Origin of the sequence: Undibacterium sp. TJN25, from assembly GCF_049339885.1 — a bacterium.
Classification (GTDB): Bacteria; Pseudomonadota; Gammaproteobacteria; order Burkholderiales; family Burkholderiaceae_D; genus Undibacterium.
Map to the genome: position 1 here is coordinate 163677 of NZ_JBMPPM010000009.1, position 26495 is coordinate 190171.

The window sequence follows — 26495 nt, forward strand, 5'->3', positions numbered from 1 at the left end:
ACACGCCCCTGCCTGTCACATATTTTCAATCATCACATCACCGAAACCGGAGCACGATACCTGTGTCGCACCTTCCATCAGGCGCGCGAAGTCATAGGTGACTTTCTTTGCAGCGATGGATTTTTCGGTGGCGCTGATGATCAGGTCTGCCGCTTCAACCCAGCCCATGTGGCGCAGCATCATTTCGGCGGACAGGATCAGTGAACCGGGGTTCACATAATCCTTGCCTGCGTATTTCGGCGCTGTACCGTGGGTTGCTTCAAACATCGCAACAGAATCGGACAGGTTGGCGCCGGGGGCGATGCCGATGCCGCCGACCTGTGCCGCCAGCGCGTCGGAAATGTAGTCACCGTTCAGGTTCAGCGTTGCGATCACGCTGTATTCGTTCGGACGCAACAGGATCTGCTGCAGGAACGCATCGGCGATGGAATCCTTGATGACGATGTCTTTGCCTGTCTTGGGATTCTTGAGCTTGCACCATGGACCGCCATCAATCAGTTCCGCGCCGAATTCTTTTTGCGCCAGGCCGTATGCCCAGTCGCGGAAGCCGCCTTCGGTGTACTTCATAATGTTGCCTTTGTGGACTATCGTCACGGAAGGCTTGTTATTGTCGATAGCGTACTGGATCGCCTTACGCACCAGGCGTTCCGTGCCTTCGCGGGATACAGGCTTGACGCCGATGCCGGACGTGTCAGGGAAGCGGATTTTCTTGACGCCCATTTCCTTGACCAGGAATTCGATGAGTTTCTTCGCGCCTTCGGAGCCTTCTTGCCATTCAATGCCGGCATAGATATCTTCGGAGTTTTCACGGAAGATGACCATGTCTGTTTTTTCAGGCTCGCGCACCGGCGATGGCACGCCTTTGAAATAGCGCACCGGGCGCAGGCAGACATACAGGTCCAGCTCCTGGCGCAGGGCCACGTTCAGCGAACGAATGCCGCCGCCGACCGGTGTCGTTAGAGGACCTTTGATGGAAACGACGTAGTCTTTCACCACTTTCAGCGTTTCTTCCGGCAGCCATACATCCGGGCCGTACACCCTGGTGGATTTTTCGCCGGCATAGATTTCCATCCAGCTGATCTTGCGCTTGCCGCCGTAGGCCTTGGCAACTGCTGCATCGACGACCTTGATCATGACGGGGCTGATATCAATGCCTGTGCCATCACCTTCGATGTAAGGAATGATAGGATTGTCCGGGACTGTCAGCGAGAAGTCGGCATTGACGGTAATTTGCTTACCTTCAGCAGGAACTTTAATATGTTGGAACATCGTATTCTCCGTAGATTTCGGCGACCGGGCATTTGCGCTATCGCTTTGAACAAGCCTCGCAGTGTAGTGCTCAGCAATACATCGGATGCGTGGATTCGATCCTGCATCGGCAAATTTGCGTGCAACTCTTCTATAAGACACAAGACTACCGTTTCGTATTATGCACCAGTATTTTACTAGATGCCATTCTTTTACGACACGGGCGCATGTTAACATGCGGCTCGAAAAGACGCTCCGCCGGCTGGCGCACCTATGCCACGGCACTTACTGCAGGCTTGCATGAAACTGATATTGTTTAATAAACCCTTTGACGTGATGTGCCAGTTTTCCGCACACCCCACCCGTCCCACTCTGGCCGACTACCTGTCCATCCCAGGCATCTACCCTGCCGGCAGGCTGGATGCGGACAGCGAAGGCCTGATCCTGCTGACCGACGACGGCAAGCTGCAGCACACGATCAGCCACCCGGACCATAAACAGCCCAAGACTTATCTGGTGCAGGTGGAGGGCAAGCCTGATGCCGCCGCGCTGGAGAGACTGCGTCAGCCTATGGACCTGGGCGACTTCATCACCCAGCCGAGCGTTGTCAAGCACATACAGGAACCGCAATGGCTGTGGCCGCGCAATCCTCCGATACGGCATCGTGAAGAGATCCCTACCAGCTGGTTGTGCATGATCCTGTCTGAGGGGAAGAACCGGCAGGTGCGCCGCATGACGGCAGCAGCCGGCCTGCCTACATTGAGGCTGGTGCGTAGTTCAATCGGCAACTTTTCGCTGGAGACGCATCCGCTGCTACCCGGCGAATGGCAGGAAGTCAGCATGTGAGGTGCATAAGGGGCAAAGGGCCACGGAGTTTGCGCCCGGCCGGGAAATAATTTTAACTATTTTGCGTTGGGGCACGAATAAACTGTCAACCGTTCTCCATAGCTCGCGTTATTTGCCTTGATTCAACTGAATCGTCGTTTCCTCAACACTATCCCCGAAGGAATAAAAATGAAAAAATTGATCGCCGCTCTGGTTGCTGGTCTGTTCGTTTCTGCCGCATTTGCTCAAGCTCCTGCGGCTTCTTCCGCTCCTGCAGCGTCTGCAGATGCACCAGCAAAACCAGCCAAGAAAGCCAAGAAACATAAAAAAGCTGCTGCTGCCGCATCTTCTTCCGCGTCCGCATCTGCACCAAAATAATTACCGGTTTTCAGTTTCATGCCAAAGGCAGGGTTTCCCTGCCTTTTTTATTTGCCTAAGCGTTTTATTGCCTACCAATGCCCGCGGCATTTGTTTCAGCGTGTATATGCGCATGCAAGGGGCAAATCGCCGTAGTACACTATCTCGCCCGCTGAAATGCGGCAGGCCGCTTTTCCGTCAAACCAACCAATAATGAACCCACCGGACACCATGCATAAAATCCACTTGCGTGCCATCGCATCCCTGTGCCTTGCCTTCGCTTTTTCCGCCGACGCTGCTGCGCAGACAAAATTAGCTGTTAAACAACTAACCGCAGGCATTAACGTGATCCAGGCGGAAGTCGCAGCTACAGACGCAGAACGTGAAATAGGCTTGATGAACCGCACAAAGATGGGCGCCAATGAGGGAATGGTATTCGACTTCGGCGCACCCGCCGGCGTATGCATGTGGATGAAGAACACGCTGATTCCCCTGTCGGTCGCCTTCATGGATAGTGAAGGCAAGATCGTCAATATCGAAGACATGCAGGCGGAAACCCTGGATTCCCATTGCGCGAAAAAAGCAGTGCGCTACGCGCTGGAAATGAATCTGGGCTGGTTCAAGCAAAAGAATATCAAGCCGGGCAGCAAGATAGAGGGCCTGCCACTGAAGTAGCATTAGCCCAAAGGCAGCACACAGCCTGGCTGGATAACCAATATCCGGCCAGGTAAAACTGCGGCACAAAACACAAAAACCCACAAACGTGCGGGTTTTTTATTACTGCTTCACAGCCCTGGCCAGCATAGCCGGCCAGTGAAAACAGGCAGATTAAGCCAATGCTTTCAGAGCGGCAGACAAACGGCTCTTATGGCGAGCTGCTTTGTTTTTGTGAATGATGTTTTTGTCAGCAATACGGTCAATCGTCGAAACGGAAGATTGAAAGATTGTTGTTGCAGCAGCTTTATCACCGGCTTCGATTGCTTTACGAACAGCTTTGATCGCTGTGCGCAGCGTCGAACGCTGGCTGGAGTTGTGTGCATTTTGCTTAACTGCTTGACGAGCACGTTTACGTGCTTGTGCTGTATTTGCCATGAGATTTCCTAAACTGGGCTGGGTCAAAGCGATCGCAACAACAATGCCACGCCGCATAATTCTGTACAGCTTTGCAGTATAACGTCTTTTTACGGCATTAGCAAGTATGGTATATAAACAGGCTCGCTGGGAGGCTCCATTGTCGCATATTGTCACAGTGCTGCCTGTACAGCTGCCGGCATTGCTATATTGTTGCAGTAAGACTATCTCTTTTGCCATACCGATTGATAAGGACGCTTGATGGAACTCACCCCTTTCACGCTGCAGGGCCAGGAAGTCATCCTGGAGCCGCTGCGGCAGGAGCACCTGGCCGACATCCAGGCCGCAGCCGCCGACGGCGAATTATGGAAGCTGTTTTTCACGTCGGTGCCGTCACCCGACAAAACGCAGGCATGGCTGGATATTGCGCTGACCCTGCAACAGGAACAAAAAGCCTTCGCCTTTGCGGTACGGCACCGGGCCAGCGGAAAAATCATCGGTTCCACACGCTACTGCAATATCGATCATAATAATAAGCGGCTGGAGATAGGCTATACCTGGTATGCGAAGAGCTTCCAGCGTAGCGCCGTCAATACCGAGTGCAAGCTTTTATTGCTGACACATGCCTTTGAAACATTCGCCTGCATTGCCGTGGAACTGCGCACCGACTGGTTCAACCACAAATCTCAGGCGGCGATAGAAAGACTGGGCGCGAAGCGCGACGGCGTACTGCGCAACCACATGGTGCAGCCGGACGGCAGGATACGCGACACCGTGGTGTACAGCATTATCCAGAACGAATGGGCAGGCGTAAAAAAGAACTTGCAGTACCTGCACGGCAGATATAAAGCCGGTGCAGAATAAAAGCCGGTACAAATAATTAATAAATAGAACTTAACGAGACACAGACAGGAGCCAACGTGCTGATCGATTTTTTCTTCATCCTCAAAGACGCCAAGATACCCGTTTCCATCAAGGAGTTCCTGATGCTGCTGGAAGCGATGGAAAAAGGCCTGATCAACATGTCCATGGATGACTTCTACTTCCTGTCCCGTACCATCATGGTCAAGGATGAGGCGCACTACGACAAATTCGATAAAGCGTTCGGCCTGTATTTCAAGGGCATCGATACCATCTTTGAGAAAAATCCCGAAATCCCGCTCGAATGGCTGAGCAAGCGCCTGGAGCGCGAACTCAGCGATGAACAGAAAGCGCAACTGGAGAAATTCGGCTACGACAAACTGATGGACAGACTCAAGGATTTGCTGAAAGAACAGAAAGAGCGTCATGAAGGTGGCAACAAATGGATAGGCACCGGCGGTACCTCGCCTTTCGGCAACGGCGGGCAAAACCCTGAAGGCATACGCATAGGCGGCAAAGGCGGCAACCGCACCGCCGTCAAGGTATGGGAAGCGCGCGCCTACCGAGATTACGACGACGAGCGCGAACTCGGCACCCGCAACATCAAGATCGCGCTGCGCCGCCTGCGCAAGTTCGCCCGCCAGGGCGCGGAAGACGAGCTGGCGCTGGATGCCACGATCAAGGCCACCGCCAACAACGCCGGCTATCTGGACATCAAGATGCAGCCGGAGCGCAAGAACAACATCAAGCTGCTGATGCTGCTGGACGTAGGCGGCACCATGGACGACCATATCGCCCGCACCGAAGAGCTGTTTTCAGCAGCCAAGACCGAATTCAAGAACATGGAGTTCTTTTATTTCCACAACTGCGTGTACGACTACCTGTGGAAAAACAACCGCCGCCGCCATGCCGAGAAGTTTCCGACCTGGGACATCCTGCGTAAATACACGCCAGACACCAAGGTCATCTTCGTCGGCGACGCCACGATGAGCCCTTACGAGATTTTGCAGCCGGGCGGCTCGGTGGAATATAACAATGATGAAGCCGGCGCCGCATGGCTGCAGCGCTTTACGTCCACCTTCCCGAAATACATCTGGCTCAATCCGGAACCGGAAGGCCTGTGGCAATACCGCCAGTCGGTATCGGTGATAAAGCAGATCATGAACAACCGCATGTTCCCTGTCACGATAGACGGGCTGGAACGCGGCATGCGCTTGCTGAGTAAATAAGCAAACCCAAAAACAAAGAAAAGTGGCCTGGATAAAGCATAGCGCAATCCGGGAGCGTTCCACAGATCGCAGGTACGCATCCCGGATCATTTACCGCAGCAGCCGCTCTTGCCGATTAAACTGCCGATCTACGGCTCACCAGTCAACGATTCGCAGCTTACGTCATCGGCAAAAACTTCTGCATCGCCGCAATAATCACCTTGCGCGACAGCGGCTTGTCCAGGAAGCCCTCGCACCGGCCTTTGGCCACATCCTTGTCGTAAGCGAACGAACGGTCTATCAACAGGATGGCAGCCAGCTTGTGCGCAACATGCTGGCCTTTGATCATTTCGCACAGATGGTAGGGGTTGATGTCCGGCGTGGAGGTATTGACCATCATCAGCGCATGCTTGTGCTGTGCGTTGGATTCCAGCGCGCTGATATGGTCGGTTGCGAGATTGACCGGGAAGCGGTAATTGCCCGTCAGGCTGGCCACGTAGTCCTTGAACCTGAAATCCTTATCCACAATCAATATGCCGCCCTGCGCAGGAGCCGGCTTGCGCATCCGTTCATATTGGTTGGGATCGGACAGGTCAAGATCCACCCTCTCCCGCAGGCGCCGTTCTGGAACCGTGACGGTATCAAGCGCGCTCAGCGTAGTCAGCAGCAAGCGCCGTCCATCGGCCAGTGCATCCAGCATTTCCAGCAGGCGCCTCCAGCGTATGGGCCGGGGCAGGATGGGATACGGCAAAGAAATCCCGGTTTTACCGATTAATAGCGCAGGCTGTGCGTCGCCGGGGTTCAGATCGGATAGAATTGTCAGCGCTTTCAGGTCCTCGGCATTAACAATATACATCTCGGGATCTTGTAAACTGCCTTGCCTCAAGACAAGATAGCTATAATCCCGGTCCCGGTCGACCGCAAATACGCTGGCAAAGGTTTCTTCTTCCTTGGAAGTGAAGCCTATCAGTCGTACTGCTATAGCTGGAGTTTTTTGTGACATCAGGTATCCGTTGGCGCAATGCAGCTACAATACTTGCTGCTTAAAGTTCAGCCAGCACAGCTGCCCGCAAAATGAAGGCATGGTGCTGGTTTGACCAAATAACTCCCGGTATGTTAGAACTCATCTCATCAATAGCAGCGAGTGCGAACTCCTATTGACGCAATGAGTTTGGAAATTGGCAGCATACAGCGATTTGCCAGCCGGTATGGGTTCGCGCGCAAATAATATCAATCATTTTACTAAAATAACAATCAACTTGTAATAATTGCATGTCGACAAAAAAATCTTCTACAGCAACATCCGATTACAGCGAATCATCCATCCGCGTTTTAAAAGGGCTGGAGCCGGTCAAGCAAAGACCCGGCATGTACACCCGCACCGAAAATCCCCTGCACATCATCCAGGAAGTCATCGACAATGCGTCGGATGAAGCGCTGGGCGGGCATTGCAAAAATATCCTGGTGACGGTCAACGCCGACAACAGCATCACCGTGGAAGACGACGGCCGCGGCATCCCTGTCGGCCTCCACCCCGAGGAAAAAGTGCCGACGGTGGAAATCGTCTTTACCCGCCTGCATGCAGGCGGCAAGTTCGACAAGGGCTCCGGAGGGGCCTATGCATTTTCCGGCGGCCTGCACGGTGTGGGCGTATCGGTCACCAATGCACTGTCCAAGCGCCTGGAAATCACCGTCTGGCGCGAAGCCGGCATGCACAAGCTGACTTTCGCCAACGGCGACGTCATAGAACCGCTGACTTCGCAGCCGCTGGCCAAGGGCGACAAGAAATCGGGTACCCGCGTCAGCATCTGGCCGGATGCCAAATACTTCGACTCCCCCAGCATTTCACAGCCGGAACTACAGCGGCTGCTACGCTCCAAGGCGGTACTGCTGCCGGGCGTACGCGTGACGCTGGCAATCGCCAAGACCGGTGAAAGCCAGACCTGGCAATACGACCAGGGCCTGCGCGGCTACCTGACCGAAGCGCTGGCGCAGGCATCGCACGGCGACACGCTGATCCCGCTGTTTGAAGGCGCCCAGTATGCAGGCGCGGATACCGACGGCTTTGCCGAGGGCGAAGGTGCCGCCTGGGTGGTGGCATGGACCGAGGAAGGCAATGTGGTCCGCGAATCCTATGTCAACCTGATCCCTACTCCCGCCGGCGGCACGCATGAATCGGGTTTGCGCGAAGGACTGTTCGGCGCGGTGAAGAGTTTTGCGGAAATGCACTCGCTGCTGCCCAAGGGCGTCAAGCTGCTGCCGGAAGACGTGTTTGCACGAGTGTCTTTCGTACTCTCCGCCAAGGTGCTGGACCCGCAGTTCCAGGGCCAGATCAAGGAGCGCCTGAACTCGCGCGACGCAGTGCGCCTGGTGTCGGGCTTTACCAAGCCGCCGCTGGAGCTGTGGCTGAACTCGCACGTGGACTACGGCAAGAAGCTGGCCGAACTGGTCATCAAGCAGGCGCAGTCCCGCCTGCGTTCCGCGCAAAAAGTGGAAAAGAAAAAATCTTCCGGCGTTGCCGTATTGCCTGGAAAGCTGACGGATTGCGAATCCAGCGACATCTCCCGCAATGAAATTTTCCTGGTTGAGGGCGATTCCGCAGGCGGCTCCGCCAAGATGGGCCGCGACAAGGAATTCCAGGCCATCCTGCCGCTGCGCGGCAAGGTGCTGAACTCCTGGGAATCAGAGCGCGACCGCCTGTTTGCCAACAACGAGATTCACGACATTGCCGTGGCGATCGGCGTCGATCCGCACGGCGTCAAGGACACACCGGACCTGTCCAATCTGCGCTACGGCAAGATCTGCATCCTGTCCGATGCAGACGTGGATGGCTCGCACATCCAGGTACTGCTGCTGACGCTGTTCTTCCGCCATTTCCCGGCGCTGATCGCGCACGGCCATATCTGCGTGGCGCGCCCGCCGCTGTTCCGTGTTGATGCACCCGCGCGCGGCAAGAAGCCGGCACAGAAAATCTATGCGCTGGACGAAGGCGAACTGATCGCGATTGAAGACAAGCTGCGCAAGGACGGCGTCAAGGATGGCGCCTGGTCTATCTCCCGCTTTAAAGGCCTGGGTGAGATGAATGCCGAACAGCTATGGGAAACCACGATGAACCCGGATACGCGCCGCCTGCTGCCGGTGGCGCTGGGCGAATTCGACCAGGACTTTTCCGAAGCGCGCTTCAATATGCTGATGGGCAAAGGCGAGGCATCCGCGCGCCGCTCGTGGCTGGAAGAACATGGCAATGAAGTGGAAGCCGATATCTGATTCAGGTATCCCCCACGTCGCATCATAAACGGACTGAAACAAGCAGACTGACACGCGCCGCAGCACCAAGGCGCATTAACATAAAAACATAAAGATACAAGCAACATGAGTGAACAAGCGACTTTATTTGACCAGGAACCGCCTCCCCCGCCGCCGCCGGAAGGCGAAACGCTGACGCTGGCAAGCTTTGCCGAGCGCGCTTACCTGGACTATGCCATCTCGGTCGTCAAAGGCCGCGCACTGCCTGATGTCAGCGACGGCCAGAAGCCGGTACAGCGCCGCATCCTGTTCTCGATGAATGAACTCGGGTTGAGCTCCACTGCCAAACCGCGCAAATCGGCCACCGTGGTCGGCGACGTACTCGGCAAGCTGCATCCGCACGGCGACCAATCCGTGTATGACGCCATGGTGCGGATGGCGCAGAACTTCTCGCTGCGCTACCCGTTGATTGACGGCCAGGGCAACTTTGGCTCTCGCGACGGCGACGGCGCGGCGGCGATGCGCTACACCGAAGCCCGCCTGACGCCGATTTCCAAGCTGCTGATGGATGAGATCGACTTGGGCACGGTGGACTTTCAGCCCAATTACGACGGCTCATCCGAAGAGCCCAGCCTGCTGCCGGGTCGCCTGCCGTTCGTGCTGCTGAACGGTGCATCCGGTATCGCAGTCGGCATGGCGACGGAAATTCCTTCGCACAACCTGACCGAAGTAGCGAAGGCTGCCGTGGCGCTGATCCGCAACCCGGCGCTGAAGCACGCGGAACTGATGACCTACATCCCCGGCCCGGATTTCCCAGGCGGAGGGCAGATCATTACGCCGACGTCTGCTATTGCTGAGATCTATGCCAACGGCCGCGGCAGCATGAAGGTACGCGCCCGCTGGAAAATAGAAGAACTGGCGCGCGGCCAGTGGCAGGCCGTCATCACCGAACTGCCGCCCGGCACCTCGTCGCAAAAAGTACTGGAAGAAATTGAGGAAATTACCAATCCCAAGATCAAGCTGGGCAAGAAATCGTTGTCGCCGGAACAGATCGCACTAAAACAATCCGTGTTGTCCCTGCTGGATGCAGTGCGCGACGAATCCGGCAAGGATGCACCGGTGCGCCTGGTGCTGGAACCCAAGTCCAAGAACCAGGACCAGGGCGAATTCATGCAGATGCTGCTGGCGCAGACCTCGCTGGAAACCAGCGCGTCAATCAACCTGGTGATGATAGGCGGCGACGGCCGTCCACGCCAGAAGGGTTTGCTGGAAATACTGAGCGAATGGGTGAGCTTCCGTTTCACCACCGTGACCCGACGCACCCAGTTCAAGCTGAAGAAAGTCGACGACCGCATTCATATTCTGGAAGGCCGCGAAGCGGTATTGCTGAATATCGACAAGGTCATCAAGATCATCCGCGAAGCCGATGAACCGAAGCCGGCACTGATGCAGGCTTTCAATTTGTCGGACCGCCAGGCCGAAGACATCCTGGAAATCCGCCTGCGCCAACTGGCACGGCTGGAAGCGATCAAGATCCAGCAGGAGCTGGCGGAACTGCGCAGCGAAAAAACGGCGCTGCACGACTTGCTGGACAATCCTGCATCAATGAAAAAGCTGATCATCAAGGAGATCGAGGCCGATGCCAAACAGTACGGCGATGCGCGCCGCACGCTGATAGAGGAGGCACAGCGGGCCTCGATGGAGCAAAAGCTCATCGACGAGCCGGTTACCGTAGTCATTTCGCAAAAGGGCTGGGTACGCGCCCGCACCGGACACGGCCACGACACGGCACAGTTTGCATTTAAACAGGGCGATGGCCTGTACGGCACATTTGAATGCCGCACCGTGGACCAGATGCTGGTGTTCGGCTCCAACGGCCGGGTGTACTCGGTGCCGGTGGCTGCATTGCCGGGTGCGCGCGGCGACGGCGTGCCGGTGACCACGCTGATCGACCTGGCCAGCGGCACACGCATCCTGCATTATTTCGCAGGTACCGCCGACATCACCTTGCTGCTGGCATCCACCGCAGGTTACGGCTTTACCGCCAAGATTGCCGACATGACCGGCCGCATGAAGGCAGGCAAGGCCTTCATGACGCTGGAAGAAGGCGATGAGCCGCTGCCGCCTTCCGTCGTCACCGACGATGCCAGCGCCATTGCGTGCCTGTCTGAAAAAGGCCGGCTGCTGGTATTCGGCTTGACCGAAATTAAACAGCTATCCAGCGGCGGCCGCGGTGTGACGTTAATGGAACTGGAAGAAAAGGAAAAACTGCTGGCCGCCCAGGCCATCAGCCAGAAAGGTGTACGCGTCACCGGCATCGGACGCGCGGCAAAAGTGCAGGACGTCAACCTGAGCGCCACCGGTCTGGGTATCCACATCAACAAGCGCGCGCGCAAAGGCAAGGCGCTGGAATCCAGGCTGAAGCCGACCGGTATTACGCGTATTTAAATCCGGCGTCCGAGCCTGCTTAGCTGCAAGCCATAAAATAAACCCCTTGCATGGAGCACCATGCAAGGGGTTTATTTTATCCGACGTTCAGGACTGGCCGGAGGCCACGACAATACAATTCCTGCCGCCCTGTTTGGCGCGGTACAGTGCATCGTCGGCGGAGTCGAACAACTCATCGGCATCCGTCGTCAGCTCAAGGTCGGCGATACCGGCCGAGAAGCTGACGGCAAAATCGCCCTGGTCCGAATGCTGCTGCACCTTATGGAAAGCAATCCTGACCTGGTCCAGCACCTTGCGCGCGACGGCCGCGGACGTGCTGGGAAAGATGACGATGAATTCCTCGCCGCCATAACGCCCGACAATATCGCTGCGGCGCAGGCGCTGGCGCAGCAAGCGCGACAGGGTGCGCAACACCTGGTCGCCGACAGGATGGCCGTAGGTATCGTTGACGCCCTTGAAATTGTCCAGATCTATCATCGCCAGCGCCAAAGGGCCGCCGTTGCGGCCTGCAATGGACATCTCTGCCGCCAGCTCTTCCTTGATCGCCGTGTGGTTATACAGGCCAGTCAAGCCGTCACGCATGATCAGGCCGCGCAACGAACGGTAGCGCTCCGCGCGGCTGGACAAGGCAGACACCAGGAAATCGGCTTCGATAGGCTTGGTCAGGAAATCGTCGGCGCCGGACTGCACTGCCTCCAGCTGCTTGCCCAGGTCGCCTTCGCTGGACAGGAAGACAATAGGAACATCCAGGTAGGAATTATCCTGGCGTATGATCTTTGCCAGCTCTATGCCGTTGCACATCGGCATATACACATCCATCAGCAACAACTCCGGGCGGAAATCTGTCATCACTTTCAGCAACTGGCTGGGGTCGGTCAACAGTTTGACGATCATGCCGGCACTTCTCAGTACGGTGCCGTAATATTCGGACGTTACCGCGTCGTCATCGATGACCAGCACGCGGTAGCCTTTGGGCTCCTCCCTGCCGATCACCGCATCTATCCTGTCGGTCAGCGAAACAATGTCGATAGGCTTGGTGAAATAACCGTCGCCGCCGGAACGCACCGCAAGCAGGCGGCTTTCAAAACTGCTGGTATTGGAAACGAAGATCGTCAGGAAGCGCAGGCGGCTCAACTTGCGGATGCGCGCGATTTCTTCCGCGCCGGCCATTTTCCCTTCGGGGAAGCTGAGTTCGATGACGACCACGTCCGGCCGCCGGGTTGCTATCGCCACGTGCAGCGACTTCAGTTCGTTGATGCTGACCACTTCATAGGCAAAGTGTTCGAGTTGCAGCGTAATCGCTTCGGTCAAGGCCTTATCGTGGTCCACCAGATAGACCAGGCGCGGCGAGACACGCTCATCCGTATCGTCCGCATCTTCATCGATATCGATCGAGGCCGGCTTGTTTTCCGCGCTTTTGATGCTGTCTGCAAAATACCTTCTAAGGTCGCCCGCATACTGGCTCAGCATGGTCTTGCTCCATGTCTCGCCGTTGATCAACGGCTTGAGCCTGCCCTCAAATTCGCGTGCCTGCGCACCGACTTCTGGGAAACCGAAAGTGCCGGCCGAACCTGCCATCGTATGCAGCAGCCTGTGCAGCAAGGCCAGATGCGCCTTGCTTTCCGGCTCCTGCAAAAACAGGCCCAGCGCATCTTCCATCTCCAATAGCCTGGACGGAAGCTTGGCGAGGAATACCGCCTCAAGCGCGCGCAGCTTTTCTTGCAGGCTATCGTTTTTGTCGCTCATTTAATGTCCCTGGCTCCACAGCTCACGAACCTGCTCCGACAACTCCATGGGGTCAAACGGTTTGGCAATCACGCCGATGGCGCCCAGCGATTTATAGTAGGCAAGCTCCCCTGCCTGCACCTTGGCCGTCATGAAGATGACCGGTGTCGCCAGCGTTGCCGGCAACTGGCGCAATTCAGCCAATGTGGTCGGCCCGTCCATGTTGGGCATCATGACATCGAGCAGTAGCAAATCCGGCTGGCAACCGGATTTCACAGCCTCCAGCGCCTCAAGGCCGGAACTGCAGGTGGTGAGGGTAAAGCCGCCAACAACCTCAAGGGCAATCTGGGCAACCGTCTGTATGTCCGGATCGTCTTCTACGTACAAAATATTGGCTACAGGCATCCCACTCATCGCTTTTCCTTTTTTACCCGGCCGAAATCAGTACGGAACAAAATGATTTACGGCAATTTTATTTGTTCGCTGGGAATTCCCATTTTTGTGATTATATTGTCAAGTGAAATATTGAAGTAAAGTTTTTCCGGATTTACCCCTATTTTTTCACGACAGCCCCAGTCCACGCCATTGCCCGGGATTTTTACGTATCTATCAGGGCCTTATATAGGCATAGCCCTGTTGCTGCAGCCGGATGATCTCTACGATCCCGGCGGGCACATAGGAAATTGCCGGCAGCATGTCTTCCTTGCGCAGCTTTTGCGCTTCCATCGTATTTTCACAAGCTGCCACCTTGACCCGCGCCTGCAACGCAGCCTGTATGCGGTTGCCTACCGGCGCGTCGAATTTCAGCATATTGATGCCTGGGCCGTAAGCGACGATTTCTATATCGACGTTATCCGCGCCCAGCGCGGCCTGCACGTTCTTGACGTTATTCAGTGCAAGGTTCCATTTTGCCTCGTCATTGTCGCTGACTTGGAACACCACCCTGGTGCGCGCGGTGGCCGGCGTGGCCGGCGCCGCAATTGCCGGAGTAGCCGCCGCTTTTTCAGCGCCTGCCGCTGCTCCTTGCAAACCCGCTATTCCGCACAGCAGGATTAAAACCGTCGCCAGTCGCTTCATTGATGTCCCCTTTTTTAACTTGTAATAATAATGCGTAAATCCAGTTTCAACATGGCTTCGCGTCATTTCTATCGGTCATTTCAGCGAAAAGTCCACCCTGGTGGCTGCACCTTTGTCTTTAATGCCGTCCGCGTTCAGCCTTGGCGCGATCAGGAACAGCCTATCCTTGCTGACCTCGCCTTTTTGCTCCAGGTAGTCGCGCACACGGTCGGCGCGCGACTGTGCGAGCGCGCGCAATGCTTCTGGCGTGACTGCGGTATTGCTCAGTATCAGGCGTTCCGCTTCTTCTGTCGGCAGCGTTTTTGCGATGCCGATCACATTGCGCGGCTTGGTGAATTTTTCAGCGGAATAGACGTCTTCCATGTATTTTTTCCGGTCCGCGTCATCCACGGTGATGTCTTCCGCCGAGCCTGCCGGCGTGCCGGCGCGACGCAGTTCCCTCAGTTTCAGCGCTTTAATTTTTTGCGTGAGCGACTCGCGCTTCAGCCCTTCGGTGTCCGCCGCCGGATCCACGCGGCCGATGATGTCCAGCTTCAGGCCGGAACGGTTTTTGAGCGCCTTTGCCAGATTGTCCAGCTTGCCTGCGGCATCCGCCGTCACGACACTCTGGCCGGGCCGGAACTCGATATACGACAACTCTTCGCCGCTGCCGCCGAAAGCTGAGCTCAGCAGCGAGAACGGCGCAGTAACCGCCTTGGTGATCAGGTTGACGAAGACTTTGAAAACGACGCCACCGACGGAAAATTCAGGATCCGACAAAGAGCCCGACACCGGCAGGTTGACCGCTATCTGGCCGTTGTTGTCGCGCAGCAGCGCCACTGCCAGCAAGACCGGCAGCTTGGTCGCGTCCGGACCGTCTATCCTCTCGCCAAACGTCAGCTGGTCGATGCGCACATCGTTCTCCGCGCGCAGGTTCTGGTTTTCCACATGGTAGGCAACCTGCATGGTCAGCTTGCCTTTTTCTATCGCATAGCCGGCATACTTGGCGGCGTAAGGAGTAAGGCGTGTCAGCTCTATGCCGTTGGCACTACCCTTGATGTCCAGGAACAGCGGCTTGGCCAGCGGGTTCAGCGTGCCGGAAATCAGCAGCGGTGCATCATTGTCTATCTTGCCGGACAGGTCGATGGTAGCGGCCTGCGGATTGTCCGATGCCACCGCGCCTATGCTGCCGGACAAGCCTGTCAGGTTGGCGCTGTAGTTAGGCTTGACGAAGTTGTCGGTAAAATTGATGTTGCCGCCTTTGACCACTGTCTGCGCAATGCGTATTACCGGCGCTTTGGCGACAGTCGCAGGATTCACAGTCATTGCGGCGGCAGGTTTGCTGCTGCTTCCGGAAAGAACCAGGCCACCGTCCTCTACCTTGGCATCCGTCTGCTTGTCGACCGCTGGCGCAGCAGCGACAGCAGCAGTATCGGCAGCAGCGCTTTTCGGAGCAAAAATACTCTGTAGATTCAGTCTGCCCTTATCGGACAAGATGGCGCGCGCGTAGAAATCGCTGAGCGTCAGCTTCTTCAGGCTGATCTGCGGCTGGTCTTGCGCGACCCTGGCTGCGATGCCGTCCATGTCGATGGATTTCCATTCCAGGAAATCGTCGGACGCGCCGTTTTCCAGGAAGTGGAAATTGGACAGTTTCAGGCTACCGTCATAGGCGATCTTCCGGGATGCCTCCGCCGGATTGCTGATGCTGAATTTACCTTTCGCATCCGCCTGCCCACGCGTCAGGCTGGCGTTCATGTATTGAGAAAAATAGGGATAAAAATTCGCCACAGGCAAACTCTGGCCATCTACCTCGCCGGTGACTGCTTTCATGCCAGCGGCGACATTCAGCTTCAGCGACAGCCTGCCCTTGCGCTCGATGCCCGCATGCAGCGAAATGGCTGTTGGACTCAGCATTTCGCTGTCAGCATTGTCGATATCCAGCTGGATGCTATCGGTCTTCAGCGAAACTGCCGGACTGACCGACTGGTCGGCGAAGGCAATGGCGGAATTGGCAAACGACAGCTTTTGCACGCTGGTTTTCCAGTTGCCCTTGTTTTCCTTGCCGTCGTTCGCTGCCGCCTTCACCGGGGCTGCAGCAGCGGTGCCTGCAACCGCTTTGGTGCGCACGATGCTCTGTAGATTCAGCACACCCTGTGGGTCGCGCCGCACATCGGCCTTCAGCCCGTCGAATGCTACATGGCCAAGCTTGACGCTGCGGGCCTGCGTGTCCAGGCTCATCTTGTCAATGGAAAAAGACTTGATCGCAAGGCCGCCGTCCGCCTTGCCGACCTTGTCTTTAGGCGCGAGCGTAAAGTCGCTGATGGCCGCACTCAGGTCGTCCATACTGAACCGGTCCTGCTGGTAGGCAATGCGGGATTTCAGTGCTGCCAGCCCTCCCACATTCGCGGACAGCGTTTTGTTCACATAAGGCTGGTAGTCGACCAGCGCCAGCGCCTGCAATTCGGCTTGCCCGATTACCGCATTCGTCGCCAGCTGAAAATCTCCGTTGAAGCTCAGCACCTCGTCATGCCCACCCTTTGCTGACAGGCTGATCACGGCGGGCTTTGCGTCCGCCTGGGTAGATAACTGCCGGACAGTGATGCCGATATCGCTCAGCGTTACTTCCTGCGCCGGTACTGCATTGGCCGCGTCGGACCAGTGCAGTATACCTTTCTGCACCGCCAGCTCTCCCAGGATGCTGGTCACAGCCGCCTGCCGGACAGGCGCGGCAGAAGCCGCCATGTTGGATGCCGCTGCAGAGCTTGCCGCTCGCGCGTCTGCAGCAGGCGGATTGGGAGAATTCGCTGCGCCAGCGGGCTTGGCTGTCACACTGGCCCAGTTCAGCACCCCCTTGCCGTCCAGCGCCAGCCATACTTCCGGGCGGGCGATCAGCAGCTTGTCTATCGACGCGGCGCCGCTGAAAATATTGAGCTGCTTGATATGCGTGGAAACAGCGTCCGCATGCAGCAGCGGCGCGGCGTTCAGGTCGCTGACGACGAGCGATTTCAAGCTGATGTCGCCCGACAGCAGCAGCTCTGGATGGTCTTTCTTGCGTGAAAAAACCAGATCCAGCGTGGTGCTCAGCTTCGCGCCTTCCAGCCTGACGGGCAGCGGCACCGGCGAATAGGCGACATAGCTGGCCAGGTCCAGCTGCTCGATGTCCAGTGCCAGCGAAGTATCCAGTGTGGAGTCAAACGGCTTGGTCCGGCCTTTCAGCGAAAACGGCGTACCGTTGACCCTGGCCGATACCATGGGCGACACATAGCTCTCTACCTGCGACGGGAAGTTGGAGAGGAAAGGCACGCCCATCTGCAGCGCCTCCACCTTGACATGCCGGTCCACAACCTTGTCGTCGAATTGCAGGCCACCATCCTGCAACTGGATATTGGCCAGTGAAAAACGGAAAGGCTCGTCGCTGGCAGATTTCGGCATCGCAGCGATGCGGTCCAGGATATCGGAAAAATTGTAGCGACCGTAATCGCCGCCTGCAGTGCGGACGATGTGAACATATGGCGCTACCAGCCGTATCTCATCCATCACCAAAGCCTGCCTGAACAGCGAGGCCAGCGACAGATTCATCACCGCCGATTTCAGCGTCAGCATCGGCGTCTTCCGGTCCGGCTCGTAGAGCGTCACGTCATTGGCCGTCAACGCCAGCTTCAGTGGCGAAAAAGACAGTTCGCCGATGGTGAGCTTGCGCCCCAGTTTCTGCTGCACCTGCTCGACGGCAATCTGGTTGACGAAGTGCGGCACGGCCAGCCAACTGGCGGCAAGCAACACGATGAAGCCGATCAGCAGGCCCAGTCCCCGGCGCCTGAAACGCCTATTTTTCAGGACAGGCCCGACTTTATCTTTGATGGTGTGTGCAGGAGGCAGCAAATCGATTTCCTCATTTTCCCCAGGTCCGCCTGTCTGCGTAAATGACAGGCGACTGGCTATCCGGTTGCTCGCAAAAGAATAGCGGCAGACATGCAGTCTTACAGCTGAATCTTTTGTTAAAACGACAGTTTAACGATTATTTGGAAAATGATGAGATTTACAACTGAAGATTTGACGAAATTTTTCTTTCTGGCAAGGCACGATGCTTTTCCCCGCGAATCAGACGTGGCGCAACTTTCCGCCATAAACGACCGCCTGGCAGGGATTGCCGCCGATCGCATACGCGAGGTCGCCCGGCCGATCTATCGTCCATAACGCGAAATCAGCCTGCTTGCCTACTTCAAGACTACCAATCTGCGCCGCAAGGCCCAGTGCCTTTGCCGCATTCAGTGTCGCACCCGCCAGCGCTTCCAGCGGCGTCAGCCGGAATAAGGTGCTTGCCATATTCATCGCCAGCAGCAGTGAGGTCATTGGGGAAGTACCGGGATTGCAATCGGTGGACACTGCTATCGGCACGCCGGCGGCGCGCAGCGCGGCGACCGGAGGCATTTTTGTCTCGCGCAGGAAGTAGTAAGCCCCCGGCAGCAGCACCGCCACCGTGCCGCTGGCCGACATGGCGGCCACCCCGTCCTCCGACAGGTATTCCAGGTGGTCTGCCGACAAGCCGCGATAGCGCGCCGTCAGCGCCGCGCCGCCCTGGTCGGACAATTGCTCGGCATGCAGCTTGACCGGCAAGCCGTAACGCTGTGCCGCCTGGAACACCTTTTCGGTCTGTGCAGCGGAAAACCCGATCTTCTCGCAAAAGGCATCCACCGCATCCACCAGCCCTTCTCCGACCAGCGCAGGCAGCATGGCTGTGCACACCATATCCAGATACTCGTCTGCCCGGCCTGCATATTCGGGCGGCAAGGCGTGCGCGCCGAGGAAAGTGGTTTTGACCCGCAAGGAAAAATGCAGGCCAAACTGTCGCGCCACCCTGAGCATCTTTGCTTCCGTCTGCAAGTCCAGGCCATAACCGGATTTGATTTCCAGCGTAGTTACGCCCTCGCGCAGCAAGCTGGCGACGCGCGGCAGGCTGGCCAGCATCAGTTCCTCTTCGCTGGCGCTGCGCGTGGCGCGCACGGTGGACAAGATACCGCCGCCCTTGCGCGCAATCTCTTCATAGGCAATGCCGTTCAGGCGCGCCTCAAACTCATCGCTGCGGTTGCCTGCATAAACGATATGGGTATGGCAATCGATGAGGCCAGGCGTCAGCCAGCAGCCCTTGCCGTCATGCTGCACCGTTGCCGTATAGGCCTGCGGCAAGCTGGAACGCGGCCCCAGCCACGTTATGACGCCGTCCCTGACGGCAATCGCCGCGTCGCGGATTTCACCATAGCCATCCCCATCCTGCATTGTTGCAAGGTGGACGTTGACCCACAGCGCATCCCATTGATTGTCTATGGAGCTATCCATGCCTGGCTCATTCCTTGTCGTCTGCAATGTGGATCAGGTAAAACACATGCTGCGGCTCGCAACGCAATTCAACACAGCCGGACTTGTCATCGCGGTCCAGCATCAGTATATCCCCGCAAGCAATGCTTATGGCTGCGCCTTCATACAGCATCTCGCCTCCATCCTGCGGGCAATACAGCAGCAGTATGGAAGCCGTGCGCCTTAACGCATACAGGGCCTGTCCGCTTAACCGCAGCAAGCGGTGCGAGTAAACGCCGCGCCGCGTCATCACGTTCAGGTCAGTAAGCTCGCCGTAGCGCACGAGCGCCTCAACCTGCTGTTCGCCGCGAAAACAATATGGTTCGCTGGCAGCAGTGAGATTGAATTCCTCGCCGCCATCGGCCCGTATACTCAATACGCCATCATGCAACACCGCCAGGCTGCGGTCTATGCCGGCGAACCGCGAAAACGGCCCGGATGCGGAAACCGCCGCGCTGCTGATGCGCCAACCGAAGCTGTCCAGCCCCGCACCTTCGGGCCAGACGGCAATTTCAGTAGTAATGCCGCCGCCGTTTTTCCACGGCATGGACACACAGTCGCCGGCGTTCCAGAGACGCATCGTTCCAGCCTTATCCCAGGTAGAGTCCACTGAACAGCGCCTTGCAGTCCGCGCTCAGTTCCCCCTGCACCACCAGTTGCTTCGCCGCCTCGATATCCGGCGCGAAGAACCTGTCCTTGTCATAGAAAGCCACGCGGCTGCGCAGCAGGCGGTGTGCCCAAGCCAGGTGTGGAGACGTCGTCAGCGGCTGGTGGAAATCCACGCCCTGCGCCGCAGCCAGCAATTCGATGCCGACGATGGTGGCCGTATTGTGCGCCATCTCATGCAGACGGCGGCCGGCGTAGGTCGCCATGCTGACATGGTCTTCCTGGTTGGCCGAGGTCGGTATCGTATCTACGCTCGCAGGATGTGCGATGGATTTGTTTTCCGAAGCCAGCGCCGCGGCCGTCACGTGTGCAATCATGAAACCCGAATTCAGGCCGGAAGACTGCACCAGAAAAGGCGGCAGCCCGGATAATGATGCATCAATCAGCAGCGCAATACGGCGCTCGGAAATGGAGCCGATCTCGGCAATCGCCAGCGCCAGCGTATCGGCAGCAAACGCCACCGGCTCGGCATGGAAATTACCACCCGAGATCACTTCGCCTTCCTCGACAAAGACCAGGGGATTGTCGGTCACCGCATTGGCTTCGATCAGCAAGGTCCGCGCTGCGTTGTTGATGATATCCAGACAGGCGCCCATCACTTGCGGCTGGCAGCGCAGGCAATACGGATCTTGCACGCGCTCATCATTGACCAGGTGGGATTTGCGGATTTCGCTGCCGGACAGCAGCTCGCGGTAGATGGCCGCTGTGGCAATCTGCCCCGGCTGGCCGCGCACTGCATGGATACGCGGATCGAAAGGCGCGTCACTACCCTTGGCCGCATCCACCGACAATGCGCCGGCGACCGTGGCCGCTTCCAGCAGGCGTTCTGCGAGGAACAGTCCGTTCAGCGTCAGTGCAGTCGACACTTGTGTGCCGTTGATCAGCGCCAGGCCTTCTTTTGCCGCCAGCACTACCGGTTGTATGCCTGCGGCTTCCAGCGCCTGCCGGGCCGGCAGCAGCTTGCCATCCACGCGGGCATCGCCCTCTCCCAGCATGGCCAGCGTCATGTGCGACAGCGGCGCCAGATCGCCGGACGCGCCCACCGAGCCCTTGACAGGAATGCAGGGCATGATGCCGGCATTGAACATCGCTACCATCGTGTCGATGACGGAAGCGCGAATGCCGGAATAACCGCGCGCCAGGCTGGCGATCTTCATCACCAGGATCAGCCGCACGACGGCATCTTCTATCAGTTCGCCGGAACCGACCGAATGCGACATGATCAGGTTGCGCTGCAACAGCTCCAGCTGGTCGTCCGGGATACGGGTCTTGGCCAGCTTGCCGAAACCGGTATTGATGCCGTAAGCGGCTTCGCCGCGTTCCACGATCTTGCGTATCGCAGCCGACGAGGCCTCAATCGCCGGATAGGCGGAGGGGGCCAGCGACAGTTCCGGCGCGTCATGCCAGATGGCGCGCAGTTCAGCCAGACTGATCTGGCCGGGCTGGAGGATGAGGGTTTGTTTCATAGTGTTGTTCATCGATATTGACATGAAATGAATCAGGCTTTGCTGATCATAGGCAATTTCAGGCCGTTGCGCTCGGCACAGGCTACCGCAGTTTCATAACCGGCGTCCGCGTGGCGCATCACACCGGATGCACTATCGTTAACGAGCACGCGCGCCAGCCGTTTGGCGGCAGCGTCGCTGCCATCGGCAACAATGACCATGCCGGCATGCTGCGAGTACCCCATACCCACGCCGCCGCCATGGTGCAGCGATACCCAGCTGGCGCCGCCCGCCGTATTCAGCAGGGCATTCAGCAAAGGCCAGTCGGAGACGGTATCGGTGCCGTCCCGCATGCCTTCGGTTTCACGGTTGGGGCTGGCGACGGAGCCGGTATCCAGATGGTCGCGACCGATGACAACCGGCGCTTTCAGTTCGCCATTCTTTACCATCTCGTTGAAGGCAAGGCCCGCAAGGTGGCGCTCGCCCAGGCCCAGCCAGCAGATGCGCGCAGGCAAGCCCTGGAAGGCGATGCGTTCCTTTGCCATGTCCAGCCAGTGATGCACTGCCTTGTTTTCCGGGAACAGTTCCTTGATCTTGGCATCGGTTTTATAGATATCTTCCGGATCGCCGGACAGCGCGACCCAGCGGAACGGCCCCTTGCCTTCGCAAAACAGCGGACGGATATAGGCTGGTACAAAACCGGGGAAATCGAAAGCATTCTTGACACCGGTGTCATAGGCGACCTGGCGAATGTTGTTGCCATAATCCACGGTGGGAATACCCATCGCGTGGAAGTCCAGCATGGCCTGCACGTGCACCGCGCAGGACGCCGCTGCCGCCTGCGTCAATGCGGCATGCTGGGCCGGGTCTTTCTGCGCATCCTTCCACCGCGGCACACTCCAGCCAGAGGGCAGGTAGCCGTTGAACAGGTCATGCGCCGACGTCTGGTCGGTCACCAGGTCGGGCTTGATGCCGCCCGCTTTCGCGCGCCTGACCAGCTCCGGCAATACGTCTGCCGCATTGCCCAGCAAGGCGATGGATACTGCCTCCTTGCGCTCGCAATGATGCTGGATCAGCGCCAGTGCGTCGTCGATGTCCTTGGCCTGCTTGTCCACGTAGCGGGTGCGCAAGCGGAAATCGATGCTGCTTTGCTGGCATTCTATATTCAGCGACACGGCGCCGGCCAGCGTGGCGGCCAGCGGCTGTGCGCCGCCCATGCCGCCCAGGCCGGCAGTGAGTATCCAGCGCCCAGCCCAGTCGCCGTTAAAATGCTGGCGGCCTGCTTCGACAAAGGTTTCATACGTACCCTGCACGATGCCCTGGCTGCCGATGTAAATCCAGCTACCCGCAGTCATCTGGCCGTACATGAACAGGCCCTTGCGGTCCAACTCATTGAAATGTTCCCAGTTGGCCCATTTGGGCACCAGGTTGGAATTGGCGATCAGCACGCGCGGCGCATCGGCATGCGTCCTGAATACGCCAACCGGCTTGCCCGACTGCACCAGCAGGGTTTCATCTTCTTCCAGGTTTTTCAGCGACGCCAGTATCTGGTCGAAGCATTCCCAGTTGCGCGCCGCGCGGCCTATGCCGCCATACACGACCAGATGCTTGGGGTTCTCCGCCACTTCCGGATCCAGGTTGTTCTGAATCATGCGGTAAGCCGCCTCGGCTACCCAGGTCTTGCAGGTTTTTTCCGGCCCGCGCGGTGCGCGGATCTCACGGCTCTCGTCCCAGCGCGGGTCATTATTCATCAGGCTGTTGTCAGTAACTGTATTCATGATTTTCCTTTCCGGGGTTTCAGTTCCTTGCGTCCTTACTGATAAGCAACATGATGGACGACGGGATAGCAATGGGCGACGATTTAGTTTAAGTTGTATATACAACTTTTGCAAGCGGATTCTATGTGAATAAATTCGGACAGCCTGGAAAAATAATTCGCATGGAGCCGCCCGCATGGACGGGCAGTTTCTGGTGTTACCATGCAACACTAGAACGCACTTCATCCATAGCAGTGGGATGTGTTCTAAAAAAGATGAGAATTTCAGGCAGAGGACAGCGTGGCAAAAAAAGAACAGCAGGAGCAGGCCCCGGCATTCCAGCGCATCAAGGACTATTTGCTGAAAGAGGTACAGGCAGGCACCTGGAAGGAAGGCGATGCCATCCCTTCGGAACAGGTGCTGGCCAAGGAATTCGGCGTCTCGCGCATGACAGTCAACCGCGCGGTACGCGAGCTGACCACCGAGCAGATCCTAACCCGCATCCAGGGCTCCGGCACCTATGTCGCCCAGCACAAATATCAGGCGACGCTGGTCGAAATCAAAAGCATCGCCGATGAAGTCCGCGCCCGCGGCCACCAGCACCACAGTGAACTGCATCAGCTTGTAGAAGCAAAACCAGCCGAGCTGCTGGCGCGCCAGTTCAAATTGAAACAGGAACGCAAGCTGTTCCATTCCATCATCGTGCATTTTGAAAACGGCATCCCCATCCAGGTAGAAGACCGCTGGGTCAATCCTGATGTCGCACCGGACTATCTGGAACAGGACTTCTCCCGCATCACACCGAATGAATACCTGATGGTAGCCGCCCCCTTGCAGGGTGTGCACTACAGCATAGAAGCCGTGAATCCGCCCAAGCAGATCGCCGACATGCTGCAGATCCCGGTGAAAGAACCTTGCCTGGTGCTGCACCGGCAGACGCTATCATTGGGAAAGGTGGCGTCGGTGGTGACTATGTGGCATCCGGGGAATCGTTATCAGTTCGCGGGAAACTTTTAGAAAGTTTTGCAAATTTTGATTTGCGTGTTTGCTGAAGCTACCGGCTCCGTCAAAGACTTGCATGTAGCACTTCTTGTAAGGGTACGATAACGTAATTAGCCTTCTGCTCGAAGGGTGATGTTAGCTAGGATTGCTGGCCGGGGGTAGCCCGGCGGCTACTCACTTTATTTTGCTTCGCCAAAATAAAGTAAGCAAACAAAAGGCGACCGCAGACTTGCCCTTCGGGTGATGGCACAAAGCGCCATCACATTTTGCTGCATGACAAAAAATGGGAAACAGGCGAAACTCGCCTTCGGCTCAGACACACCTGTTTCTGATCCATTTTCTGTCACGCAGCAAAATGCAGCGTCCCGAGCGGGGGTACGTCAACTGCAACGGCAACCGCAACTGCAAAGTCAAAAGCAGCGGCAACCAGATTCTCCATTTTCGAAAGAACCTAATTATCTGAAATTGAGCTGGCTTGGTGTGGCTGTTGGGGTTGTTTTTGAATTTGGCGTTGGGGTTGCTTTTAAAGCTGCTTTTGACTTTAACCCCCGCTCGGGACGCAGCATTTTGTGCTCTGCGAAAAATGGATCAGAAATGGGTGTTGTCTGAGCCGAAGGCGAGTTTCGCCCATTTCCCATTTTTGGCGGTGCGCAAAATGTGATGAGGCATAGCCTCATCACCCGAAGGGCAAGTCTGCGGTCGCCTTCTTCTTGCTTACTTCTTCTTGGCGAAGCAAGAAGAAGTAAGTAGCTGTCGGGCTACCCCCGACCAGCAGTCTCAAACCCTAAGCGACGGTCGACACAAAGCTACCATCAACAAACTCAAGCCTGCATAGGCTCAGGCGCAGCCTCCAAACTCATCTCCCCCTGCCCCTTCATCAATAACAATATCCGCGTACGAACAAAATTAATATGGCTACGCAAGCCATACAACTCCTCAGCGAACGACAAAGGGATGGAGATGTGATTCACTTTCTCCTCGATATCGTCAAGCCTCTGCAACTGCCGCGCATAAACCTGCTGATGCTGCCCATCTGCCACTTCCTCGATGGCCTGCTCAACAGTGCGCAACTGCCCATACCAGCGGTACACACGGGAGCGAATGCGCCATACATAGAGCGGCGGGATAATTTTTGACAAAGGCAGTATCAGTGCGCCCAGCGCCACAATGACCACCCACATGCGTTCGACGAAATTGGCGACCCAGAAGCTGAGGTAGCGTTGCAGCATGGGCGGCCCATTTTTATAGAATTTTTCGGCGATAGGCGCTACAGGAATCTCGGTATAGCGGTCTGACGGAAATTCGCCCTGTTTCTGGAACCAGCCGGCATTGCTGTGAATATCCTGTGCGGCTTTTACAAAGAGGTCGATCAGCGCCGGATGCAGGCCCTCATGCGCCACCAGGGTTGCGGTCGGAGAGATCAGGTGATAGTCCTTGGAGGGGATATCCCGGCCAAGGTCGACAATGCCTCTCGGCAGGACCACGTGCGACAGGAAAGGAAAGCGCCGCGTATAAGCTTCCGCCTGCACAAAATCGAACAGCTTGATGCCGGGAGTTTGCAGCAGCATTTGCAGCAAGGGGGAATCAGACGCGGAGCTGAATACCAGCGCATCGATCTTGCCGTCCAGCAGCGCCACGGTGGCGGCCGTGTTTTCCAGCGTGCCCAGTTTCACGTCGGCCGCGTCCATGCCGTTGACGGACAATATCTGTTTGAACAGCCGTGCCACGCCAACGCCATCCGGCCCGACATTGATCTGCTTGCCTTTGAAGCTGGTGATGGACGTGATGTCCTTATTACTGCGGTAAAACAGCCAGACCGGCTCATAAAACAGGCTGCCGAGGGATATCAGGCCCTTGCTTTCGGCATCCGCCTGGTCTGTGGAACCGCTTTGCACAAAGCCGATTTCAATGCTGGAGTCCGGATCGATGATGCGCGCCAGGTTTTCCTGCGAGCCAAGTGAAGGGGACAGGTTAACCTTGACCTTGTTCTTGGCCAGCTCGGTGACGTAGCGTTTGGCCAATGTTTCGTAAGCACTGTTTTCCTGTCCCGTCGAAAAATCGACTTCCTTGGGCGGCGCCGGATCCACCAGCCAGTAGCCGAGGCCGCAGACGACAATGACCATCAGCGTAATGGGGCCGAACGCCACCAGCAGGTCGCGTAGCGACACCCTGGAAAAATTCATCTTGGGCATGAATTTACGCACGGAAGGCAGTGGCCCGCTCATTGC

At 57.1% G+C, this 26495-nt stretch carries 21 protein-coding genes; 9 read left to right on the forward strand and 12 right to left on the reverse strand.

Features of this window, described 5'->3' with window-relative positions; all coding sequences use genetic code 11:
- Nucleotides 1–15 precede the first annotated feature (15 nt).
- A complete protein-coding gene (gene icd / locus ACO0LO_RS21765) occupies nucleotides 16–1269 on the reverse strand; it encodes an NADP-dependent isocitrate dehydrogenase (protein WP_422967324.1) in 1254 nt (417 codons plus the stop codon).
- A gap of 279 nt (nucleotides 1270–1548) precedes the next feature.
- Between icd and ACO0LO_RS21770 the strand changes: the two genes are divergently transcribed.
- The 3 genes from ACO0LO_RS21770 (at nucleotide 1549) to ACO0LO_RS21780 (ending at nucleotide 3105) form a co-directional block, all read left to right on the forward strand.
- On the forward strand, nucleotides 1549–2094 hold the full coding sequence (locus ACO0LO_RS21770; protein ID WP_422967326.1) for a pseudouridine synthase: 546 nt from the start codon (nucleotides 1549–1551) through the stop codon (nucleotides 2092–2094).
- 168 nt (nucleotides 2095–2262) lie between these two features.
- Nucleotides 2263–2451, forward strand: coding sequence for a hypothetical protein (locus ACO0LO_RS21775; protein WP_422967328.1), 189 nt, complete (start codon nucleotides 2263–2265; stop codon nucleotides 2449–2451).
- A gap of 210 nt (nucleotides 2452–2661) precedes the next feature.
- On the forward strand, nucleotides 2662–3105 hold the full coding sequence (locus tag ACO0LO_RS21780; RefSeq protein ID WP_422967330.1) for a DUF192 domain-containing protein: 444 nt from the start codon (nucleotides 2662–2664) through the stop codon (nucleotides 3103–3105).
- Nucleotides 3106–3258: 153 nt separating this feature from the next.
- Here ACO0LO_RS21780 and rpsT read toward each other — a convergent pair whose 3' ends face one another.
- Nucleotides 3259–3522, reverse strand: a complete 264-nt coding sequence (rpsT, locus tag ACO0LO_RS21785; RefSeq protein WP_422967332.1) for a 30S ribosomal protein S20 — start codon at nucleotides 3520–3522, stop codon at nucleotides 3259–3261.
- A gap of 240 nt (nucleotides 3523–3762) precedes the next feature.
- Between rpsT and ACO0LO_RS21790 the strand changes: the two genes are divergently transcribed.
- Both ACO0LO_RS21790 and ACO0LO_RS21795 read left to right on the forward strand, forming a co-directional pair.
- The gene (locus ACO0LO_RS21790) at nucleotides 3763–4365 is read left to right on the forward strand and encodes a GNAT family N-acetyltransferase (protein ID WP_422967334.1); all 603 of its coding nucleotides are present in this window, start codon (nucleotides 3763–3765) and stop codon (nucleotides 4363–4365) included.
- Between the two features lie 56 nt (nucleotides 4366–4421).
- Nucleotides 4422–5591 (forward strand): vWA domain-containing protein, encoded by a 1170-nt coding sequence (locus ACO0LO_RS21795; RefSeq protein ID WP_422967336.1) that lies wholly within the window; start codon nucleotides 4422–4424, stop codon nucleotides 5589–5591.
- Between the two features lie 157 nt (nucleotides 5592–5748).
- Here the strand turns inward: ACO0LO_RS21795 and ACO0LO_RS21800 are convergent, their stop codons facing one another.
- Entirely contained in the window at nucleotides 5749–6573 is an 825-nt protein-coding gene (locus ACO0LO_RS21800; RefSeq protein WP_422967338.1) for a response regulator, read from the reverse strand.
- 269 nt (nucleotides 6574–6842) lie between these two features.
- Between ACO0LO_RS21800 and ACO0LO_RS21805 the strand changes: the two genes are divergently transcribed.
- Both ACO0LO_RS21805 and parC read left to right on the forward strand, forming a co-directional pair.
- On the forward strand, nucleotides 6843–8837 hold the full coding sequence (locus ACO0LO_RS21805) for a DNA topoisomerase IV subunit B (protein ID WP_422967340.1): 1995 nt from the start codon (nucleotides 6843–6845) through the stop codon (nucleotides 8835–8837).
- A 105-nt stretch (nucleotides 8838–8942) separates the two neighbouring features.
- On the forward strand, nucleotides 8943–11264 hold the full coding sequence (parC, locus tag ACO0LO_RS21810) for a DNA topoisomerase IV subunit A (RefSeq protein WP_422967342.1): 2322 nt from the start codon (nucleotides 8943–8945) through the stop codon (nucleotides 11262–11264).
- Between the two features lie 87 nt (nucleotides 11265–11351).
- Here the strand turns inward: parC and ACO0LO_RS21815 are convergent, their stop codons facing one another.
- The 8 genes from ACO0LO_RS21815 to hutU form a co-directional block, all read right to left on the reverse strand.
- Complete coding sequence (locus tag ACO0LO_RS21815; protein WP_422967344.1) at nucleotides 11352–13010, reverse strand: diguanylate cyclase; 1659 nt, start codon at nucleotides 13008–13010, stop codon at nucleotides 11352–11354.
- Complete coding sequence (locus ACO0LO_RS21820; protein ID WP_394779988.1) at nucleotides 13011–13403, reverse strand: response regulator; 393 nt, start codon at nucleotides 13401–13403, stop codon at nucleotides 13011–13013.
- A 195-nt stretch (nucleotides 13404–13598) separates the two neighbouring features.
- On the reverse strand, nucleotides 13599–14066 hold the full coding sequence (locus ACO0LO_RS21825; RefSeq protein WP_422967347.1) for a DsrE family protein: 468 nt from the start codon (nucleotides 14064–14066) through the stop codon (nucleotides 13599–13601).
- Between the two features lie 75 nt (nucleotides 14067–14141).
- Nucleotides 14142–17924: a DUF748 domain-containing protein gene (locus ACO0LO_RS21830; RefSeq protein WP_422967349.1), complete on the reverse strand. Its 3783-nt coding sequence runs from the start codon at nucleotides 17922–17924 to the stop codon at nucleotides 14142–14144.
- A gap of 219 nt (nucleotides 17925–18143) precedes the next feature.
- The gene (hutI, locus tag ACO0LO_RS21835; RefSeq protein ID WP_422967351.1) at nucleotides 18144–19379 is read right to left on the reverse strand and encodes an imidazolonepropionase; all 1236 of its coding nucleotides are present in this window, start codon (nucleotides 19377–19379) and stop codon (nucleotides 18144–18146) included.
- Between the two features lie 7 nt (nucleotides 19380–19386).
- Nucleotides 19387–19977: a HutD family protein gene (locus tag ACO0LO_RS21840; RefSeq protein ID WP_422967353.1), complete on the reverse strand. Its 591-nt coding sequence runs from the start codon at nucleotides 19975–19977 to the stop codon at nucleotides 19387–19389.
- Between the two features lie 10 nt (nucleotides 19978–19987).
- Nucleotides 19988–21529 (reverse strand): histidine ammonia-lyase, encoded by a 1542-nt coding sequence (gene hutH / locus ACO0LO_RS21845; protein ID WP_422967355.1) that lies wholly within the window; start codon nucleotides 21527–21529, stop codon nucleotides 19988–19990.
- A 32-nt stretch (nucleotides 21530–21561) separates the two neighbouring features.
- Entirely contained in the window at nucleotides 21562–23286 is a 1725-nt protein-coding gene (gene hutU / locus ACO0LO_RS21850; RefSeq protein ID WP_422967357.1) for a urocanate hydratase, read from the reverse strand.
- A gap of 279 nt (nucleotides 23287–23565) precedes the next feature.
- Here hutU and hutC point away from each other — a divergent pair, with 279 nt between their 5' ends.
- Together hutC and ACO0LO_RS21860 are read left to right on the forward strand one after the other, a co-directional pair.
- Nucleotides 23566–24282, forward strand: a complete 717-nt coding sequence (gene hutC / locus ACO0LO_RS21855; RefSeq protein WP_422967359.1) for a histidine utilization repressor — start codon at nucleotides 23566–23568, stop codon at nucleotides 24280–24282.
- A 228-nt stretch (nucleotides 24283–24510) separates the two neighbouring features.
- A complete protein-coding gene (locus tag ACO0LO_RS21860) occupies nucleotides 24511–24876 on the forward strand; it encodes a hypothetical protein (RefSeq protein ID WP_422967360.1) in 366 nt (121 codons plus the stop codon).
- Between the two features lie 212 nt (nucleotides 24877–25088).
- On the opposite strand, the gene ACO0LO_RS21865 is transcribed toward ACO0LO_RS21860, so the two are convergent.
- Nucleotides 25089–26492, reverse strand: coding sequence for a TAXI family TRAP transporter solute-binding subunit (locus tag ACO0LO_RS21865; protein WP_422967362.1), 1404 nt, complete (start codon nucleotides 26490–26492; stop codon nucleotides 25089–25091).
- Nucleotides 26493–26495: the final 3 nt, after the last annotated feature.